Origin of the sequence: Pseudoduganella albidiflava, from assembly GCF_004322755.1 — a bacterium.
Classification (GTDB): Bacteria; Pseudomonadota; Gammaproteobacteria; order Burkholderiales; family Burkholderiaceae_D; genus Rugamonas; species Rugamonas albidiflava.
On the sequence record NZ_CP036401.1, the window covers coordinates 1,653,183 to 1,671,228 of the forward strand.

Sequence of the window (18,046 nt, forward strand, 5' to 3'; positions counted from 1 at the left end):
AACCGCGATGCTGAAAAAACCCCTGATCGACGATGCGCGCGTGCGCCGCGCCCTCGCGCCGCTGGCGCTCGGCCTGGTCTTGCTGGCGCTGTGGCAGGCCGTCTGCGTGACGCTGCAGGTGCCGGTCTACCTGGTGCCGTCGCCGGCCGCGATCGCCGGCACGCTGCTGGACGACTGGTCGCTGCTGTTCGACGCGCTGCTGGTCACGCTGCGCATCACGTTCTTCGCCTTCGCGCTGGCCACGGTGGTGGGCGTGCTGGTGGCGTTCCTGTTCGTGCAGAGCAAGCTGCTGGAAGCCTGCCTGTTCCCGTATGCGATCCTGCTGCAGGTCACGCCGGTCGTGGCGATCGCGCCGCTGATCATCATCTGGGTCAAGACGCCGGCCGCCGCGCTGACCATCTGCGCCACGATGATGGCCGTGTTCCCGATCATCTCGAACACGGTGCTGGGCCTGCGCAGCGTGAATCCCGGCTTGCTGAACCTGTTCCGGCTGAACCGCGCCACGCGCTGGCAGGTGCTGGTGCGGCTGCGCGTGCCGAGCGCCTTGCCCAGCTTCTTCGGCGGACTGCGCATCGCCAGCGGGCTGGCGCTGATCGGCGCCGTGGTGGCCGAATTCGTCGCCGGCACGGGCGGCAGCAGCACCGGGCTGGCCTACCAGATCCTGCAGGCCGGCTTCGAGCTGAATATTCCGCGGCTGTTCGCGGCGCTGTTCATGATCACCGTGACCGGCGTGCTGCTGTTCGCTTTGATGTCGGCGCTGGCGCGCTTCTCGCTGAAGCACTGGCATGAAAGCGAGGCCGAGGCATGAACGCGACCTTCACGGTGCGGGTGGCCCGTACATGGCGCGAGGCGGAGGGCGTCCAGGCCTTCGAGCTGCGCGATCCGGACGGCGCGGCACTGCCGCCGTTCACGGCCGGGGCCCACGTCGACGTGCACCTGCCGGGTGGCGTCGTGCGCCAATACTCGCTGTGCAACGACCCGCGCGACACATCGCGGTACGTGATCGCGGTGCTGCTGCAGGAAGGCGCCGGCTCGCGGGCCATGCATGCGCTGGAAGAGGGTGCGCTCGTCACGCTCGGCATGCCGCGCAACGCCTTCGAGCTCGATACCGGCGCACGGCGCTCGCTGCTGGTTGCCGGCGGCATCGGCATCACGCCATTACTGTCGATGGCGGAACGACTGAACATACTCGACCGGCAGTTCGCCCTGCATTATTGTGTGCGTTCGATGGACGCCGCCGCCTTCGCCGGGCGCTTGCGCGAGGCACCGTTCGCGCACTGTGTACACGTGCATGCGGATGACGGACCCGCTTCGCAGCGCTTCGATCTGCCGGCGCTGCTGGCCGGTGCGGGTGCCTGTACGGACCTGCACCTGTACGTGTGCGGGCCGGCCGGCTTCATTGCGATGGTGAAGCAGGCGGCGCTGGCGCATGGCATGGCGGCGGAGCGCATCCACGTGGAGCACTTCGCCAACGCCGGCGCAGCGATGGACGTGTCGTCGTCGCCGTCCTCGTTCCATGTGCGCGTGGCCAGTACCGGCAAGACGATCGCCGTGCCGGCCGGGCAGAGTGTCGTCGACTGCCTGGCGGAGCATGGTGTGGCGATTCCGGTCTCGTGCCGGCAGGGCGTGTGCGGCAGCTGCCTCACCACCGTGCTGGAAGGCGAGCCGGATCACCAGGATTGCTATCTCACCGATACCGAGCGGGCGCAGGGCGACCGCTTCCTGCCATGCTGCTCGCGTTCCCGGACGCCGCTGCTGGTGCTGGACCTTTGAACAGGAGAACCGATGAACGATTTACTGATCAGGGACGCCGGTGCGATCGTCACCGGATTGCAAGGCGAGGCGGCGCGCCATGCCGGCCCGGACATCCGCGTCGCCAACGGCCGCATCGCGGCGCTGGGCCGGCTCGCGCCGCTGCCCGGCGAGCGCGTGGTCGACGCCACCGGCTGCGTCGTCTATCCGGCGTGGGTGAATACGCACCACCATTTGTTTCAATCGCTGCTGAAGGGCGACGCGGCCGGCATCGACCTGCCGCTGACGGCCTGGCTGGCCGCCACGCCCTACCGCTTCCGCGCGGCATTCGACGAAGATCTGTTCCGCCTCGCCGCACGCATCGGGCTCGTCGAGCTGCTGCGCTCCGGCTGCGCCACGGTGGCCGACCATAATTACCTGTACTGGCCCGGCATGCCGTTCGACGGCTCGGCGATCCTGTTCGAGGAGGCGGAGCGGCTGGGCATGCGCTTCGTGCTGTGCCGCGGCGGCGCCACGCAGACGCGCCAGCTGGAAGCGGACCTGCCGGCCTGCCTGCGGCCGGAAACGCTGGATGGCTACCTGGCCGACATGGAGCGCATCACGCAACGCTGGCACGATCCCGCGCCGGATGCGATGCGCCGCGTGGTGATGGCGCCGACCACGCCGCTGTATTCGATGACGCCGCCCGAGCTGCGCACCGTGGCGGCCGAGGCGCGGCGGCTGGGCATCCGGCTGCACAGCCATCTGTCCGAGACCGTCGAGTACCAGAACGCGGCCCACGGCAAGCACGGCACCACGCCGGTACGCTTCGCCGCCGAACAGGACTGGCTGGGCAGCGATGTCTGGTTCGCCCACCTGGTCAAGCTGGATGAGGAGGAAATCGCGCTGCTGGGCGCCACCGGCACCGGCGTCGCGCACTGCCCGCAGAGCAACGGGCGCCTCGGCAGCGGCATCGCGCCGATCCGCCAGCTGGAAGCGGCCGGCGCCGCGATCTCGATCGGCGTCGACGGCGCCGCATCCAACGAGGCAGCCGACATGATCTCCGAGACCCACGCCGCCTGGCTGATGCAGCGCGCACGCGGCGGACAGGATGCGCGGCCCGTGCACCGCGGCGGCACCTTCGAAGGCGGTGCCGACGCCGCTTCCATCGAAGACGTGGTGCGCTGGGGCACCCGCGGCGGCGCGCAGGTGCTCGGCCTCGATGGCCTGGGCACGCTGGAGGTGGGCATGGCCGCCGACATCGCCGTCTACTCGCTCGACGACCCGCGCTACTTCGGGCTGCACGACATCGCCATCGGTCCCGTCGCCTCCGGCGGCCGCCCGGCGCTGCGCCTGCTTACCGTGGCCGGCAAACCGGTCGTCGAACACGACGCCATCCCCGGCCTCGACCTGCGCGCACTCGCCGCCGACGCCCGCGCCGCCGTCGCCCGGTTGCTCCGCTGAAACCTCGGGGCCCTGCCGAGAAATGTTGCCTGAAACCGGGGTCTGACCCCGGTTTTGGGAAATGTTGCCTGAAACCGGGGTCTGACCCCGGTTTTGGGAAATTGTAAAACAACCAGCGGGCTGGGCTGTTGGGGGAGGTTAGCGGGGCTGGCCTTCGACCAGCGCGATGCGCCGGCGGATGCGTTCGGCTTCGGTGGGGTCGCCGGCCTTGTCGGCGCGCAGGGCCTGCACGTTCAGCCAGGCCAGCAGCGGGCGGCGCCAGCCCTGGTCGGAAGACGTGGCGATGGCCTGGGCCACCAGCTCCGGCGTGGCGCGGTTGGCCTTGAACAGGGCGCCGGCGGCGACCAGTTGCGACAGCGGGTCGGCGATGCCTTTCACGGCCGCGGCGGCGGCGGTGTCGGACGGGGCGGCCAGCACGGCGCGCTGCGGTTCGGGCAGCAGCGCGGCATCGGACGGCTGCGCGCGGCCGGCGAGGTAATCGGCATAGGCGATGTCGGCCGGCGTGGCATCGGCACGCAGTGCCGCGAAGCCGGTGCAGTCGTCGAACACCAGGGCGGCGGTGCGCGCGGCGCAGCGGATCAGCTCCGCGCGGATCACCAGGTCGACCTTGCCGGTGGCGGCGATGTCGTCGCGGGCATGGGCGAACTCGTTTTGTTCAACCAGGTCCCGTCCGGCCATGTAAGCACCGGTGGACCGTTCCAGCGCGCTCTGCGCGTTCATCTTCCAGTCGGGCACCTGCGGCCCGCTGCTGCAGGCGGCCAGCAGGAGAGGAAAGGCAGCCAAAAAAGGTAGGGCCGGCAAGGCCGGCATGGTCGGCAATTTCATGGCAGCTTGATCTCCGCTTCCCGCTTGAACGGCCACTTGCGGTTGATTTCGTTGACGAGCTGCTCGATCTTGCGCAGGTTGGCGTCGACGTCGGCGCGCAGCGCGCCCAGGTCCTCGGTGGCCACGCGGGCATTCTTGCCGACCGCCTGCGCCTCTTCCAGCACCGCGTCGAGCTTCTTCATGCTGGCGCGCGCATCGGCCAGCAAGCCGTTCAACTGCACGATCGCGGCCTGCGCATCGGTGGCCACGCCCTTGTCGCCGAATACCTTGCTGTCCGCGTTGCCCACCAGCCGGTCGGCGCGCACGATCAGGGAATTGGCGTTGGCGAGCAGTTCGCGCGCCTTGCGGTCTTCGCCGGCGATGAGACCCATCGCGCCACCCGGTCCGTTCAGCTTCTCGGTCACGCCCTGCACGTTGGCCAGGCTTTGCCCGAGCGAGGAATCGGCCGCGGTCAGCGCCGTGACGTTGGCGAGGATGTCGCGCGCGGCGGACAGCAGCCGGGGAATCTCGGCCGCCACGTCGCCGACCAGCAGGGGGCGCTCGGCCTTGTCCGGCAGCGGCGGATCGGTCGGGATGCCGGTGAACGCGCGCAGCTTGGCGCCGCCGACGATGCCTTTCTCCAGCGTGAAGATGCTGCTCGAGCGCAGCCAGTGGGCATCCTTCTCGGGCACGTCGACCAGCACGCGCGCCTTGCCTTCGCGCGACAGTTCGATGCTGCGCACGCGGCCGATGGGGAAGCCGGCGAACGTCACGTCCATGCCGACCGCCACGCCCTCGGAATCGTCGGCCGTGAGCACCAGGCGCTGGGTGGCCTCGAACGCGCCGCGCGCATACAGCAGGTACAGGGCGGCGCCGGCGATCAGCGCCATCATCAGCACCAGCAGCAGCGCGGCCTTGACCTCGGCGTTGCGTACCGGCGCGGGTTCGGCCGGGGCGGCCGGGGCGGGGGAAGAATTGTCGGTCATGTCGTTAATAATAATTGCCCATCAGGGAAGCGGCTTCGATCAGCAGGACCACGGAAAACATCCGTACCATGTCCGCCAGCCCGTGCGTGGAACGCAGCCGCGCCGCGAACGGATTGGCGGCCGCGTCGTAGTAAGAGGAAGCCAGCGGGATGATGCCGACCGCCAGCGAGAAGAAGAAGATCTTCAGCACCAGGATCAGCGCCACCGCCGGGTTGAAGATCTGCCCGACCACGCGCGTGTAGCCCGGCAGCGCATACGGCGTGAAGCCATAGATGATCAGGTAGGCCAGCACCAGCGTGAGGATGCAGCTCATGGCGGCCAGCAGCCACACGGCGAAGATGCCGGCGGAGGCGCGCGGGTAGAACTCGCGGCGCAGCACCTCGCCCGGATCGGCGGCCGGGCCGGCCGATCCCGCCGGCGCCGCCGCGGCAGCCGCCAGCCGCCGCTGGGCGAATTCGACGCCGGCCGGCAGGGTGCTGCGCAGCGCCACGAACAACGCCGCTGTCAGGGGGATCAGCTCCAGCACCAGCACGCGCACCACCATCTCCAGCGCATAGCCGGACAGGCCGTACGACGTGGCGGTGACGACGACGATGCGGATGATGACGAGGCTGATCAGCGCCGACAGCACGCAGAACCACAGCAGGTTCGGCGCGGTGCCCAGCACCAGGTGGCTGGCCAGTGCGCGATGGTTGTCGCGACGGTAGGTGGATGGCGCGGCGCCGCGCGCCAGGATCAGCGCGGCGAACTGCAGCAGGCGCCACCAGCTGGTGAGCCAGATCATCGTGGCGCGGTGCAGCCGCGCCAGCGACGGGAACAGTGATGCATGGGTGGACATATTGCGATCTTATCATCCAATACTGTGAATCATGACGCAACTTAGGGCACGGCAGCGATGATGGCGTCGGCCACGGCGCGCACCCGCGCGCTGCGGTGCAGGTCGCCGTGCATCACCAGGTACATGTCGTACTGGTGCACGCGGTCCGGGAAGATGCGCACCAGCCGCGCATCCTGGTCGGCCATGTGCACCGGCAGTTCGGCGATGCCGATGCCGGCGCGCGCCGCGTCCATCAGCATCAGCCCCGTGTTGACCTCGAGCGCGACACGGGCCCCGGCCACCGGCACGCCGGCCACGTGGTTGGCCTGGCGCGGGGCGACCGAGGCGTGGTAGATGACGAGGTCATGGCCGGCCAGGCCGGTGTCGGCCGCCGGCATGCCGCGCCTGCGCAGGTAGGCCTTGCTGGCGTACAGGCCGGAAGTCCGCCGTGCCAGGTGGCGCGACACGAGGTCGGGATCGGTGGGTTTCAGCGTGCGCACGGCGAGATCGGCTTCGCGGCGCGTCAGGCTGGTGACCGCCGTGTTCACGTGCAGCACCACGCGGATGTCCGGATGCTCCGCATGCAGCGCGCGGATCGCATCCATCACGAAGTACTGCGCCATGGTATCCGTGGTGGCCACCCGCACCGTGCCGGACAGCCGGTTGTCGATGCCCTGCATTTCCCGCTCCAGCCGGTGGGCCGCCTGTTCCATCGCCTCGGCCGGCCGCGCCGCCATTTCGCCGGCCGGCGTGGGCACGTAGCCCGAAGGCGTGCGCAGGAACAGTTTCGCATTCAGCGCGGCTTCCAGCGCGGCCAGCCGGCGGCCCGCCGTGGCCTGGTCGATGCCCAGGTGGGCGGCCGCGCCGCGCAGCGTGCCGGCCCGGTAGATACCGAGGAATATGCGGGCGTCGTCCCAGTCCATGCGTGCTCCGTCATGCAATTTTGCATCAGAGTGCCGATGGTATGCATGTTTACTGCATCAGGCAAGGGCCTTAACCTTTCGGCATCCCGAAGAATCGCCCGCCAAGGAGGCACCATGCTGTTGTTTACCCTCGCCATCGGTTTCGTGATGGCGATGATCGACGTGACGGCCGTGAACACGGCCCTGTCCGACATTGCCACCGACCTGGGCGTGCCGCTGGAAGGGCTGGTCTGGGTGGTCGACGCGTACACGCTGACGTTTGCCGCGCTGCTGCTGGCCGGCGGCGCCCTGGCCGACCGCTACGGCGCCAAGCGTGCCTACCAGGGCGGCCTGGCGGTATTCGTGCTGGGCTCCGTGCTGTGCGCGCTGGCGCCCTCCGGCGCCGCACTGGTGGCGGCGCGGCTGTTGCAGGGCACCGGCGCGGCACTGTTCATGCCCAGTTCCCTGGCGCTGCTGACGCATGCCGAGGACGACCCCGCGCGGCGCGCGAAGATGTTCGCCGGCTGGGCGGCGATCGTCAGCGCCGCCGCCACCGTGGGGCCGGTGGCCGGTGGCGTGCTGGTGGAAGCATTCGGCTGGCGCAGCATCTTCTGGCTGAACCTGCCCCTCGGCCTGCTGGGCATCGCGCTGGCGCAGGCGAAAGCGCCGGCACCCGCGCCGCACGCGCGGACACTGGGCATGCTGAGCCACGGGCTGGGCGCGGGCGCGCTGGCGGCGCTGGCCTTCGTGCTGATCGAAGGCCCGGTGCTGGGCTGGGTCTCGGTGCCGGTGCTGGGCGCGCTGGCCTCGGCCGTGCTGCTGGCGGTGCTGCTGGTCCAGCGCGAGCGCGGTGCCGCGCAGCCCATCCTGCCGCGCGCGCTGTACGGCATCGCGCCATTTCGCGCCGCCGTGCTGACGGGCATGCTGATCAATGTGGGCACGTTCGGCCACATGTTCGTCGTCAGCCTGTGGATGCAGGATGCGCACGGCAGCGGGGCGCTGGGCACCGGACTGGCGATCCTGCCGATGACGGCCGGGGCGGGCATCGGCAATGTGCTGTCCGGGCGCGCGGTGGCCCGGCACGGCACGCGCCTGCCGCTGTTGACAGGCATGGCGGGAGGCGCCGTGGGCGCGCTGCTGCTGGCGCAGGCCACGGCGGGCACGCCGCCCTGGCTGGTGATCGCCGGCGGCACGATGATGTTCCTGGCCGTCGGCTACGCGATCCCGGCCATGACGTCGACCGTGATGGGGGCCGGCGGCAAGGAGCACGCCAGCGCCGCCGGCGCGGCGCTCAACGCCTGCCGCCAGATCGGCGCGCTGCTCGGCGTGGCGGTGGCCGGTACCATCCTGCACGCGGTACCGGATTGGGGCACCCGGCTGGCCATCGTGTACGGCGCCATCGCGGCGGCCTACGCGCTGGCCTGCCTCGCCATCCACCGCAATGTGCAGGCAAGCGCCACTGCCAGGCTGGCGGCCGGCGCGGCGGAGTGACGGTCAGCCGTGCAGCCGGCGCCAGGCGATCATCTCGGCGATCGTCAGGATCGGCATGCCGTGCAGCGCGGCGAAGCGATCGATGGCGTCGCCGCGCATCATCGTGCCGTCCGGGTTCATCAGCTCGCACAGCACGGCGGCCGGCGCCAGGCCCGCCATGATCGCCAGGTCCACCGACCCCTCGGTGTGGCCGGCGCGGGACAGCACGCCGCCCGGCGTGGCGCGCAGCGGGAAGACGTGGCCGGGACGCACCAGATCGTGCGGCCGCGCGTCCGGCGCGGTGGCGGCGCGGATCGTGGCCACGCGATCGGCCGCGGAAACTCCCGTGGTCACGCCATGCCGCGCCTCGATCGACACGGTGAACGGCGTGCCGTAGCGGCTGCCGTTCTCGCTGGCCATCGGCGGCAGCTCCAGTTCGCGCACGCGGTCGGCGGTCAGGCACAGGCAGACGATGCCGCTGCATTCGCGGATCATCAGCGCCATGGTGGCCACCGTGAGCCGGTCGCAGGCGACGATCAGGTCGGCCTCGTTCTCGCGATCGAAGTCGTCGAGCAGGATGACGGGCACGCCGCTGCGCATGGCTTCCAGTGCGGCGCCGATGCGCGCCTCGAGGGTGGCGCCTTGCAGGGCAGGCGGAGTGACAGGGGAAACGGCAGGGGAAACGGCTGGGGAAACAACAGGGTTCAGTTCTTGGACAGACATTGAAACGCTCCTCGCGATGGCGAAAAACGCTCCAGGGCAAAGCGAACACGCGCGCACCCGCCACGCGCGGTGATGCACCGGGCGGGCGCAGGCCTGCACGTACAACGCACATCTTCTTTCATCCGGACTATACCGTCGGCTCCGGCATCGCACCGGATCTGCTGACCCTGTGGTGATGGAATCACCGCAGGCGCTCGCGGGCTCGGTCCAGGGACCATACCGCCGGTGGGGAATCGCACCCCGCCCCGAAGACGTAGATTAACAATAGGCCCGGCCGCGGCTTGCGGCGGGCGCGGCGATTGTAGCAGAGCCCTCCGGTTCTGGTGTATCGTGGCGCTTCGCCCATCCGACCGTACCCATCCCCATGAAGTTGAGTTCATACAAGCTTGCCACCGCCGCCGCGCTGCTCGGTGCTTCCCTGCTGGCCCACGCCGCGCCGCTGCCGGCGCCGGGCGATACGCTGCCGGTGGCGCCGCACGTCAAGGTCGGCAAGCTGCCCAACGGGCTGACCTACTACATCCAGAAGAATGCCCGTCCGGAAAAGCGGCTGGAACTGCGCCTCGTCGTCAAGGCCGGCTCGATCCTGGAAGACGAGGACCAGCTGGGCCTGGCGCACTTCACCGAGCACATGGCCTTCAACGGCTCCACTCACTTCAAGCGCCATGAGCTGGTGTCGTACCTGCAGTCGATCGGCGTCAAGTTCGGGCGCGACCTGAATGCCTACACCAGCTTCGACCAGACCGTCTACATGCTGCCGATCCCGACCGATTCGAAGGAAGCGGTGGAAAAAGGCTTCCTCGTGCTGGAGGACTGGGCCAGCGGCATCACCTTCAACGACGAGGACATCGAGAGCGAACGCGGCATCGTGCTCGAGGAACTGCGCATGGGCAAGGGCGCCAACGACCGCATGAACCAGGTGCTGTACCCCAAGCTGTTCAACGGCTCGCGCTATGCCGAGCGCCTGCCGATCGGCAAGGCCGACGTACTGCGCACCTTCAAGCCCGATGCGATCCGGCGCTTCTACCGCGACTGGTACCGGCCCGACCTGATGGCCGTGATGGTGGTCGGCGACATCGACCCGGCCGAGGCGGAAAAGCTGGTCAAGGCGCACTTCGGCAAGCTGAAGAACCCGGACAACGCGCGGCCCCGCGAATATGCCGTGATCCCCGAGCGCAAGGCCGACGAAGGGCTGGTGATCACCGACCGCGAAGCGCCGGCCGACGTGCTGTACATCCGCTACCCGATCGTGCCGCATCCGGAAGACCCCACGTACGGCGGCTACCGGCGCGACCTGGTCGAGAAGCTGTACGGGGCGATGCTGGGCCAGCGCATCATGGAGCTGACGCAGCAGGCCGATCCGCCCTTCATCCAGGGCGGCAGCGGTATGGGCAAGGTGGTACGCGGATACCGCTCGTTCACCGTATCGGCGCTGCTGGGCAAGGGCGGGCATGTCCCGGCGATCAATGCGCTGATCCAGGAAGACGAGCGCGCGCGGCAGTTCGGCTTCACCGCCTCGGAACTGGACCGCGCCAAGAAAACCATGCTGCGCAACTACGAGCGCATGTACGCCGAGCGCGACAAGTCCGACTCGGCCGGCTTCGTGGCCGAATACATCCGCAATTTCCTCGAGGGCGAGCCGATCCCCGGCATCCAGAACGAGTACGCCTATGCGCAGGCGCTGGTGCCCGGGATCACGCTGGAGGAAGTCAACGCGGCGGTGCGCGCGGCCATCCCGTCCGATGACAAGAAGCTGGTGATCCTGATGGGCAGCCTGAAGGACCGCGTGGCGCCCACCGGCACCGAACTGCTGGCCGCCGTCGACCAGGCGCAAAAGCAGACCGTGGCGGCGCGCGAGGACAAAGCCTATGCCAGCAACCTGCTGGACCAGCCGCCGGCACCCGGCCGCATCGTGGCCGAGCAGGAAAACAAGGCGCTCGGCACGGTCGATCTGACCCTGTCGAACGGCGTGAAAGTGGTGCTGAAGCCCACCGATTTCCGCAACGACCAGGTGCTGATGAGCGCCGTGCGCTTCGGCGGCCAGTCGCTGTTCGGCGAGGAGGATATATTCAATGCTCGCTACGCCAGCGCGCTGGCCGCCCAGATGGGCGCGCTGAACTATTCCCCGGCGGACCTGCAGAAGGTCCTGGCCGGCAAGAGCGTGGGCGTCAGCGTGGCGATGGCCGACCTGTCCGACAACCTGACCGGCAGCGCCGGCAGCGCGGACATCGAAACGCTGCTGCAGCTGACGCACGTGAAGCTCACGCAGCCGCGCCGCGACGAGGTGCTGTTCAATTCCTTCATCGCCCGCCAGCGCGACCTGGCGCGCAACGCGATGGCACGCCCGGAGGCGGAATTCGGCGACACGGTGCGCGGCACGCTGTTCGGCGGCCATCCGCGCGTGCCGCGCACGCCCCGGCCCGAGGACTTCGACAAGGTGCAGCTCGAGCGCGTGCAGCAGATCTACCGCGAGCGCTTTTCCAGCGCCAAGGGCCTGACGTTCTACTTCGTCGGCAGTTTCGATGTCGCGAAACTCAAGCCCCTGCTGGCCACCTGGCTGGCATCGCTGCCGGCGGCGGATATTCCGGTGGCCTATCGGGATACCGGCGTGCGCCCGGTGCGCGGGGTGGTGAAGAAGGAGGTCCGGCGCGGCAAGGAAGCCAAGAGCAATATCTCGATCACGTTCACGGGCGATGCCGCGTTTTCCCAGGCCGAGCAGCTGCGCATGCAGGCGCTCGTCGAAGTCCTGAACCTCAGGCTGACCGACGTGCTGCGCGAGCAGCTGGGCCTGATCTACGGCGGCGGCGCCAGCGGCGGCGTCACCAAGCTGCCGTATCCGAATTATTCGGTGGCGCTGGCGCTGCCCTGCGGGCCGGAAAACGTCGACAAGGTCATCGCGGCGGCGTTCGCGGAAATCCGCAAGCTGCAGGAAAACGGTCCGGCGGCGGCCGATCTGGCGAAGGTGAAGCAGAACTGGCTGACGAGCCACCGGCTGGCGCTGCGCGAGAATGGTTTCTGGATGGCGCAATTGCAGGCGGCGCAATTGAACGGCTTCCCGCCGGAATCGATCCTGGGCTTCACGGAGCGCGTGGCCGCCGTGACGCCGGGCGATGTGCAGGGTGCCGCGCAGCGCTACTTCGACTTCGACAACTACGTGCAGGTCGTGCTGTACCCCGAGGCAAAATAAGCGGCACCGCCGCGGCGGCTTCCGCCGCGGCGCCATGTCCCACGTTTCCACCTCCCACGTTTCCACCTCCCACGTTTCCACTTCCCTTCCCAGGTTTTCACTTACCGCGTTCTCACTTCCCGCTTTGTAGCTTCCCGCGGTTTCTCCCGCCGCGTCGCTTCTTCATCCTCGCTTCCCGCGCCTGATTCCCCTGTCCATCCCTGCGCACATTCGCTGCGAGTATTTGCTCATGCATTTTATCGCCTGCGCCAGGAGATAATGTGTGAGTTTTGCGCTGATCGTTTGCTGTATTATCTTCCTTGTGGCGGCATGATTTTATTCCGTGAATAGTCGAATTGGCTAATTAATGCCAAGCGACTGTTTTCATGAGGTTTTCAGCTATTCAGGCATCATTTCTGGCGGATGGTCATGTTTGAATGAAATGGTATAGAACATGTTTTCGCGGTCTTTCTGGATTATTTGCATTGTTATTCGGATTGACTATCTGCTGAGCTCTGGAATCATGGCAAGGAGAGGAATAATGATCGGCATTCCTTATGTGACGCTCGCCCTGGCGATGCTTGCCGGCGCGCTGGCGGTGCTGCTCTCCGCGATCAGCTCGCCCCGCTACCTGGCCGTGTTCGTGCTGACGATCGCTTCCGGGCTGCTGGCCGCGGCCAGCACGGTGCATTTCTGCCGAACCAGGTCGCCGCTGATGTTCGCGGCATTGCTGCCGGGACTATTCGGCGCGTATGCGGTCCTCGACGTGTTTGCCCGACTGCTCGCCGGCACGCGCCTGCTGGACTTGCTGGACTAGGTCATCGTGCAGGCGGCCGGCCGGGCGGCCAGGCACGCGGAAATGCATGTCGGCACGCCCATGCGAACGCGGCGCGGAACGCCGTGCGCTCTGTGCTAGCCTCTACCCATCGCGCCAGGCGCATTGCTTCGAGGCCGCCATGTGGAAGAGGTTACTGCTTGCCGTCATCGTCATCGCCGCTGTCATCGGCGGTCTTGCGCTCATGCAGCCCGATACGTTCCGGATCGAACGCAACGCCGTGATCAAGGCGCCGCCCGAGCGGGTGTTCGCCTACCTGAACGATTTCCACCAATGGCCCGCCTGGTCGCCATGGGAGCGCTTCGACCCGGCGATGCAGCGCACCTACAGTGGCGCGCCGCGCGGCCAGGGCGCGATCTATACGTGGAGCGGCAACGAGGATGTGGGGCAGGGCAGGATGGAGATCGTCGAGAGCACGCCACCGCACGCGCTCCAGATCCGCCTCGATTTCGTGCAGCCGTTCGAATCGCACAACCAGGTGCGCTTCGTGCTCACGCCGCGGCCGGACGGCACCGCGGTCAGCTGGGCAATGTCCGGCAACCGGCCGTTCGTGATGAAGCTGGTCGAGGTGTTCACCAGCGTGGAAGACATGGCCGGCCCCGACTTCGAGCAGGGGCTGGCGCAACTGAAGGAAGCCGCCGAGGCATCGCGCTGATGGGCGGCCCGGCCGGCATGGCATGGCGGCCCGGCGCCTTGCCGCCACGCCCATGACCGGGCCCTGCATTCTCGCCATCGACAATGGCACGCAAAGCGTGCGCGCGCTGCTGTTCGACCTGCGCGGCGACCTGGTGGCGAAGGCGCAGGTGGCGCTGCAGCCCTGTAACGCCGGGCGGCCGGGATGGGCCGAGCACAAGGCCGAAGGTTACTGGGAGGCTGTCTGCGAAGCCTGCCGCCGCCTGTGGCTGGTGGCACCGGCCGCACGCGGGGGCATCGCGGGAGTGGCCGTGACCACGCAGCGCGGCACTGTCGTCAATGTCGACGAGCAGGGCAGGCCGCTGCGCCCGGCGATCACATGGCTGGACCAGCGCCGCACCGACCTGTCGCAAGTACCGCGGGTGGGCCCGCTGTGGCGCGCGGCGTTCCGGCTGGCCCGGGTCGACGGCACGCTGCGCTACTTCCAGCGCGAAGCGGAAATCAACTGGATCGCCGCCCACCAGCCCGACATCTGGCGGCGCACCCACAAGTTCCTGCTGCTGTCGGGCTACCTGAACTTCCAGCTGTGCGGCCGGTTCGTCGATTCGGCCGGCGCGCAGGTCGGCTATGTGCCGTTCGATTTCCGCCGCCACCGCTGGGCCGGGGCGCGCGACTGGAAATGGCAGGCGCTGGCGATCCGGCCCGGCATGCTCCCCGAACTGGCGCCGCCCGGCACGGTGATCGGCGCGATCACGCCCGCGGCCGCCGCCGCCACGGGCATCCCGGCCGGCCTGCCGCTGCTTGCCGCGGCGGCCGACAAGGCTTGCGAAGTGATCGGCGCCGGTGCCCTGGCGCCGCATGTCGGCTGCCTGTCCTACGGCACCACGGCGACCATCAATACCACCAGCACGAAATATGTCGAGGTCACGCGGTTCGTACCGCCGTATCCGGCCGCGCTGCCCGGCGCCTACAGCACCGAAGTGCAGATCTTTCGCGGCTACTGGATGGTGAACTGGTTCAAGGAGCAGTTCGGCGACCGTGAGCTGGCGGCCGCCACGGAACATGGCATGGCGCCCGAAGCGTTGCTGGACCGGCTGGTGGAGGCGGTGCCGCCGGGCTCGATGGGCCTGATGCTGCAGCCGTACTGGAGCCCCGGCATCCGGGTGCCCGGGCCGGAAGCAAAGGGGGCGATGCTGGGTTTCGGCGACGTGCACACGCGTGCCCACATGTACCGCGCCATCCTGGAAGGGCTGGCCTATGCGCTGCGTGAAGGGAAGGAGCGCATCGAACGGCGCAGCGGCACCCGCATCACCGAACTGCGCGTGGCGGGCGGCGGCTCGCAGAGCGATGCGGCCATGCAGCTGACGGCCGACATCTTCGGCCTGCCCGCCGTGCGCGCCCACGTGTACGAAGCTTCCGGCCTGGGGGCGGCGATCGCCGGCGCCGTCGGCCTGGGACTGCACCGCGACTTCGCCAGCGCCGTGGCCGCGATGACGCGGCCCGGCCGGGCCTTCGAGCCGGATGCCGCCAACCGGTGCCTCTATGACCAGCTGTACCGGCGTGTCTACCTGCGCATGTACCGGCGGCTGCGGCCGCTGTACGGGGAGATCGCGGCAATCACCGGCTATCCGCCGCCCCGCTGAGGCATTGCCACCGTACGGTGCTTACATCCGCGCCGCAATCAGCTTGCCCAGGATCGCGATGCCCTGGCGAATCCGCTCCGGCGGCACCGTCACGAACGACAGCCGCAGCGTGTGCGCTTCCGGTTCGTTGGCGTAGAACGGCGCGCCCGGCACGAAGGCGACCTTGTGCTTGATGGCTTCATCGAGCAGTTCCATCGCATTGATGTGCTTCGGCAGCGTGACCCAGATGAACATGCCGCCCTGAGGCTTGGTCCACGTGGCGCCGGCCGGGAAGTGCTCGGCCATCGCGTCGAGCATGGCCTGGCACTGGTTGCCGTACAGTTCGCGGATGGTCGGGATGTGGCGGTCCAGGAAGCCATCCTTGATCACTTCGTGCACCACCATCTGCGTCAGCTGCGCGGTGTGCAGGTCGGCGGCCTGCTTGGCCAGTTCGAGGCGGCGCACCAGCGGCAGCGGCGCCACCACGTAGCCCAGGCGGATGCCGGGCGTCAGCACCTTCGAGAAGGAACCCATGTAGATCACGCCGTCCGGGTTCATCGCCACCATCTTCGGCAGCGGTTCGCCCTTGTACGACAGCGCGCCGTAGGGATCGTCCTCGATCAGCGGCAGGCCGAGGCGGGCGCATGTTTCCACCAGTTCCTGGCGGCGCGCGATCGACAGCGTGCGGCCCGTCGGGTTCTGGAAATTCGGCAGCGAGTACAGCAGGCGGGCGCCTTGCGCCACCGGCTCGATCGACGCCGGCACCAGCCCGTCGTCATCGGTGGCCACCGAGGTGAATTCGGGGCGGTACACGGAAAACGCCTGCAGCGCGCCCAGGTAGCTCGGCGTTTCGACCAGCACGCGGCTGCCTTCGTCGATCAGCACCTTGCCCAGCAGGTCGAGCGCCTGCTGCGAGCCCGACACCATCAATACCTGTTCCGGCACGATCTTCGCGCCATCCTTCGAGAGCGAATCGGCGATCCACTGGCGCAGCGGCATGTAGCCATCCGTCGGGCCGTACTGCAGGGCGGTCTTGCCCGTGGTGGACAGCACCTTGTCGAACGCCGCCTTCATTTCTTCCACAGGGAACGTGGCCGGCGACGGCAGGCCGCCGGCGAACGAAATGATTTCCGGCTGCTGCGTGATCTTCAGGATTTCGCGGATGAAGGAACTCTGCAGCTGCTGAGCGCGCTCGGAAAAGCGCCACTGGATCGGGTTGGGATTTTCGATTTTCATACGACTCTCTCGGGGAAAGGGCGGCGGGCGGCGCCCACCATTGGAACGGCACGCTTGTGGCGGCCCATGGAGGCGCGGCCGGGTAGGCCACGCCCTTGATTCGATTCGGCTACTTGTTTATGCGAGCTCGGCGATCAGCTCGATTTCCACGCAGGCACCCAGCGGGATCTGCGCCACGCCGAACGCGGAGCGGGCATGCTTGCCGGCGTCGCCGAACACTTCGCCCAGCAGTTCGGAAGCGCCGTTGGTGACCAGGTGCTGCTCGGTGAAGTCCGGCGTGGAGTTCACCAGGCTCATCACCTTGACGATGCGCTTCACGCGGTTCAGGTCGCCGCCGCAGGCTTCCTGCAGCGTGCCCAGCAGGTCGATCGCCACCGCGCGGGCAGCCTGCTTGCCTTCCGCCGTGTCGATATTCTTGCCCAGCTGGCCCACCCATACGGCGCCATCCGGCTTCTTGGCGATGTGGCCGGACAGGAACACGGTGTTCCCGGTCTGCACGTGCATGACGTAGGCGGCGGCCGGCGTGGCCGGTGCTTTCAGGGCGATATCGAGCGACTTCAGTTTTTCGTAGACGGACATCATGTCTCCAGATGGGTTGTAATGAATGAGTTGTAATAACGCATTGTAATGAGCTTATTCCCGGTATTGTACGACTTGCCGCCGGGCGCCGGCCAGGCGTTCATCGCCCGGTTCCCGGCACGGTGCTTCACCTGCGATGATCAGTGCTCACCGTCTCACGGCCATCCTGCGGCCCAGCGCCACGGTGCCGATCACGGCCAGCGCGAACAGCAGGTGCGCCGCCTGCAGCGGCTCGCCCAGCACGATGGCGGCGCCCAGCAGCGTGAGGAACGGCTGCAGCAGCTGCACCTGGCCGACGCGGGCCACGCCGCCCCGGGCCATGCCGCGGTACCAGAAGATGAAACCGACGAACATCGAGAACACGCAGGTATAGGCAAAGCCGCCCCAAGCCGCGGCGCCGACGCCGGCCATCGCGCCGCCGTGCTGCCACAGGTCCCAGCCGGCGAGGGGCAGGGCGATCGGCAGCGACAGCAGCAGTGCCCAGCTGATCACCTGCTGCCCGCCCAGCGCCTGCGACAGCCGCCCGCCTTCCGCGTAGCCCATGCCGGCCGCCAGCACGGCACCCAGCATCAGCACATCGGCCACGTGCAGGGCGCCGCCGCTCTGGCTCAGCGCGAAGCCGACGACGAGGCCGGACCCGGCCAGCGCCGCGCACCAGAACCCGGCCGACGGCCGCTCGTGGCCGCGCAGGGCGGAAAACAGGGCGGTGGCCAGGGGCAGGATGCCGACCAGCACGGCGCCGTGCGACGCCGGCAGCGAACGCATCGCGAACGATGTCAGCAGCGGAAAACCGATCACGCAGCCGGCCGCCACCACGAGCAGTCCCGGCAGCGCGCCACGGCCGGGCAGCGGCGCGCGCTGCCACCACAGCCACAGGCCCGCCAGCAGCGCGGCCACCACGGCGCGGCCCATCGTCACGAGCATCGGGCTCAGCTCGGCCACGGCCAGGCGGGTGAACGGCAGCGTGAGGCTGAAGATCGCCACGCCGGCCAGCCCGAGCAGCATGCCGGCCGTTTCGTCGGACCGGCGCGTGACCGTGGCTGCCTGTGCGACAGCGGACGAGGCGCTCATGGCCGCGCTC

16 protein-coding genes and 1 riboswitch are annotated in these 18,046 nt (G+C 68.6%); of the genes, 8 read left to right on the forward strand and 8 right to left on the reverse strand.

The window, feature by feature from the left end; genetic code table 11:
- The first annotated feature begins 7 nt into the window (after nt 1-7).
- From EYF70_RS07080 to EYF70_RS07090, 3 genes are read left to right on the forward strand one after another with little or no spacing between them, the layout of a single operon-like run.
- Nucleotides 8-808 (forward strand): ABC transporter permease, encoded by an 801-nt coding sequence (locus EYF70_RS07080; RefSeq protein WP_131144782.1) that lies wholly within the window; start codon nt 8-10, stop codon nt 806-808.
- Nucleotides 805-1,773: a PDR/VanB family oxidoreductase gene (locus tag EYF70_RS07085; RefSeq protein WP_131144783.1), complete on the forward strand. Its 969-nt coding sequence runs from the start codon at nt 805-807 to the stop codon at nt 1,771-1,773. The genes EYF70_RS07080 and EYF70_RS07085 overlap by 4 nt, the downstream gene beginning before the upstream one ends.
- A gap of 12 nt (nt 1,774-1,785) precedes the next feature.
- Complete coding sequence (locus EYF70_RS07090; RefSeq protein WP_131144784.1) at nt 1,786-3,195, forward strand: amidohydrolase family protein; 1,410 nt, start codon at nt 1,786-1,788, stop codon at nt 3,193-3,195.
- 138 nt (nt 3,196-3,333) lie between these two features.
- On the opposite strand, the gene EYF70_RS07095 is transcribed toward EYF70_RS07090, so the two are convergent.
- From EYF70_RS07095 to EYF70_RS07110, 4 genes are read right to left on the reverse strand one after another with little or no spacing between them, the layout of a single operon-like run.
- A complete protein-coding gene (locus tag EYF70_RS07095; protein WP_229420733.1) occupies nt 3,334-4,020 on the reverse strand; it encodes a hypothetical protein in 687 nt (228 codons plus the stop codon).
- The gene (locus EYF70_RS07100) at nt 4,017-4,985 is read right to left on the reverse strand and encodes an MlaD family protein (protein WP_131144785.1); all 969 of its coding nucleotides are present in this window, start codon (nt 4,983-4,985) and stop codon (nt 4,017-4,019) included. The genes EYF70_RS07095 and EYF70_RS07100 overlap by 4 nt, the downstream gene beginning before the upstream one ends.
- Nucleotides 4,986-4,989: 4 nt before the next feature.
- On the reverse strand, nt 4,990-5,823 hold the full coding sequence (locus EYF70_RS07105; protein ID WP_131144786.1) for an MlaE family ABC transporter permease: 834 nt from the start codon (nt 5,821-5,823) through the stop codon (nt 4,990-4,992).
- A gap of 41 nt (nt 5,824-5,864) precedes the next feature.
- The gene (locus EYF70_RS07110) at nt 5,865-6,725 is read right to left on the reverse strand and encodes a LysR family transcriptional regulator (RefSeq protein ID WP_131144787.1); all 861 of its coding nucleotides are present in this window, start codon (nt 6,723-6,725) and stop codon (nt 5,865-5,867) included.
- 114 nt (nt 6,726-6,839) lie between these two features.
- On the opposite strand from EYF70_RS07110, the gene EYF70_RS07115 reads away from it, so the two are divergent.
- Nucleotides 6,840-8,195 (forward strand): MFS transporter, encoded by a 1,356-nt coding sequence (locus EYF70_RS07115; protein WP_229420734.1) that lies wholly within the window; start codon nt 6,840-6,842, stop codon nt 8,193-8,195.
- Between the two features lie 3 nt (nt 8,196-8,198).
- Here the strand turns inward: EYF70_RS07115 and ribB are convergent, their stop codons facing one another.
- The gene (ribB, locus tag EYF70_RS07120) at nt 8,199-8,897 is read right to left on the reverse strand and encodes a 3,4-dihydroxy-2-butanone-4-phosphate synthase (RefSeq protein WP_131144789.1); all 699 of its coding nucleotides are present in this window, start codon (nt 8,895-8,897) and stop codon (nt 8,199-8,201) included.
- Between the two features lie 106 nt (nt 8,898-9,003).
- A riboswitch (FMN riboswitch) is annotated at nt 9,004-9,154 on the reverse strand.
- A 107-nt stretch (nt 9,155-9,261) separates the two neighbouring features.
- Here ribB and EYF70_RS07125 point away from each other — a divergent pair.
- The 4 genes from EYF70_RS07125 (at nt 9,262) to EYF70_RS07140 (ending at nt 15,171) form a co-directional block, all read left to right on the forward strand.
- Nucleotides 9,262-12,081, forward strand: coding sequence for a M16 family metallopeptidase (locus EYF70_RS07125; RefSeq protein ID WP_131144790.1), 2,820 nt, complete (start codon nt 9,262-9,264; stop codon nt 12,079-12,081).
- Between the two features lie 520 nt (nt 12,082-12,601).
- Nucleotides 12,602-12,877 (forward strand): hypothetical protein, encoded by a 276-nt coding sequence (locus EYF70_RS07130; RefSeq protein ID WP_131144791.1) that lies wholly within the window; start codon nt 12,602-12,604, stop codon nt 12,875-12,877.
- 139 nt (nt 12,878-13,016) lie between these two features.
- Nucleotides 13,017-13,550 carry an SRPBCC family protein gene (locus tag EYF70_RS07135; protein WP_131144792.1) on the forward strand — a complete coding sequence of 178 codons (534 nt, stop codon included), beginning with the start codon at nt 13,017-13,019 and terminating at the stop codon, nt 13,548-13,550.
- Nucleotides 13,551-13,572: 22 nt separating this feature from the next.
- Entirely contained in the window at nt 13,573-15,171 is a 1,599-nt protein-coding gene (locus tag EYF70_RS07140; protein ID WP_371861710.1) for an FGGY-family carbohydrate kinase, read from the forward strand.
- 21 nt (nt 15,172-15,192) lie between these two features.
- Here the strand turns inward: EYF70_RS07140 and EYF70_RS07145 are convergent, their stop codons facing one another.
- The 3 genes from EYF70_RS07145 to EYF70_RS07155 form a co-directional block, all read right to left on the reverse strand.
- Nucleotides 15,193-16,386 carry an aminotransferase-like domain-containing protein gene (locus tag EYF70_RS07145; RefSeq protein WP_131144793.1) on the reverse strand — a complete coding sequence of 398 codons (1,194 nt, stop codon included), beginning with the start codon at nt 16,384-16,386 and terminating at the stop codon, nt 15,193-15,195.
- Nucleotides 16,387-16,503: 117 nt separating this feature from the next.
- Complete coding sequence (locus EYF70_RS07150) at nt 16,504-16,965, reverse strand: RidA family protein (RefSeq protein ID WP_131148940.1); 462 nt, start codon at nt 16,963-16,965, stop codon at nt 16,504-16,506.
- A 147-nt stretch (nt 16,966-17,112) separates the two neighbouring features.
- Nucleotides 17,113-18,036: a DMT family transporter gene (locus tag EYF70_RS07155; protein WP_229420735.1), complete on the reverse strand. Its 924-nt coding sequence runs from the start codon at nt 18,034-18,036 to the stop codon at nt 17,113-17,115.
- Between the last annotated feature and the right edge of the window lie 10 nt (nt 18,037-18,046).

What these genes read in the sequence shown, in the direction of transcription:
- EYF70_RS07080 (WP_131144782.1), top strand. Translation starts at nt 8, where the DNA reads ATGCTGAAAAAACCCCTGATCGACGATGCGCGCGTGCGCCGCGCCCTC.
- EYF70_RS07085 (WP_131144783.1), top strand. Translation starts at nt 805, where the DNA reads ATGAACGCGACCTTCACGGTGCGGGTGGCCCGTACATGGCGCGAGGCG.
- EYF70_RS07090 (WP_131144784.1), top strand. Translation starts at nt 1,786, where the DNA reads ATGAACGATTTACTGATCAGGGACGCCGGTGCGATCGTCACCGGATTG.
- EYF70_RS07095 (WP_229420733.1), bottom strand. Translation starts at nt 4,020, where the DNA reads ATGAAATTGCCGACCATGCCGGCCTTGCCGGCCCTACCTTTTTTGGCT.
- EYF70_RS07100 (WP_131144785.1), bottom strand. Translation starts at nt 4,985, where the DNA reads ATGACCGACAATTCTTCCCCCGCCCCGGCCGCCCCGGCCGAACCCGCG.
- EYF70_RS07105 (WP_131144786.1), bottom strand. Translation starts at nt 5,823, where the DNA reads ATGTCCACCCATGCATCACTGTTCCCGTCGCTGGCGCGGCTGCACCGC.
- EYF70_RS07110 (WP_131144787.1), bottom strand. Translation starts at nt 6,725, where the DNA reads ATGGACTGGGACGACGCCCGCATATTCCTCGGTATCTACCGGGCCGGC.
- EYF70_RS07115 (WP_229420734.1), top strand. Translation starts at nt 6,840, where the DNA reads ATGCTGTTGTTTACCCTCGCCATCGGTTTCGTGATGGCGATGATCGAC.
- ribB (WP_131144789.1), bottom strand. Translation starts at nt 8,897, where the DNA reads ATGTCTGTCCAAGAACTGAACCCTGTTGTTTCCCCAGCCGTTTCCCCT.
- EYF70_RS07125 (WP_131144790.1), top strand. Translation starts at nt 9,262, where the DNA reads ATGAAGTTGAGTTCATACAAGCTTGCCACCGCCGCCGCGCTGCTCGGT.
- EYF70_RS07130 (WP_131144791.1), top strand. Translation starts at nt 12,602, where the DNA reads ATGATCGGCATTCCTTATGTGACGCTCGCCCTGGCGATGCTTGCCGGC.
- EYF70_RS07135 (WP_131144792.1), top strand. Translation starts at nt 13,017, where the DNA reads ATGTGGAAGAGGTTACTGCTTGCCGTCATCGTCATCGCCGCTGTCATC.
- EYF70_RS07140 (WP_371861710.1), top strand. Translation starts at nt 13,573, where the DNA reads ATGGCGGCCCGGCGCCTTGCCGCCACGCCCATGACCGGGCCCTGCATT.
- EYF70_RS07145 (WP_131144793.1), bottom strand. Translation starts at nt 16,386, where the DNA reads ATGAAAATCGAAAATCCCAACCCGATCCAGTGGCGCTTTTCCGAGCGC.
- EYF70_RS07150 (WP_131148940.1), bottom strand. Translation starts at nt 16,965, where the DNA reads ATGTCCGTCTACGAAAAACTGAAGTCGCTCGATATCGCCCTGAAAGCA.
- EYF70_RS07155 (WP_229420735.1), bottom strand. Translation starts at nt 18,036, where the DNA reads ATGAGCGCCTCGTCCGCTGTCGCACAGGCAGCCACGGTCACGCGCCGG.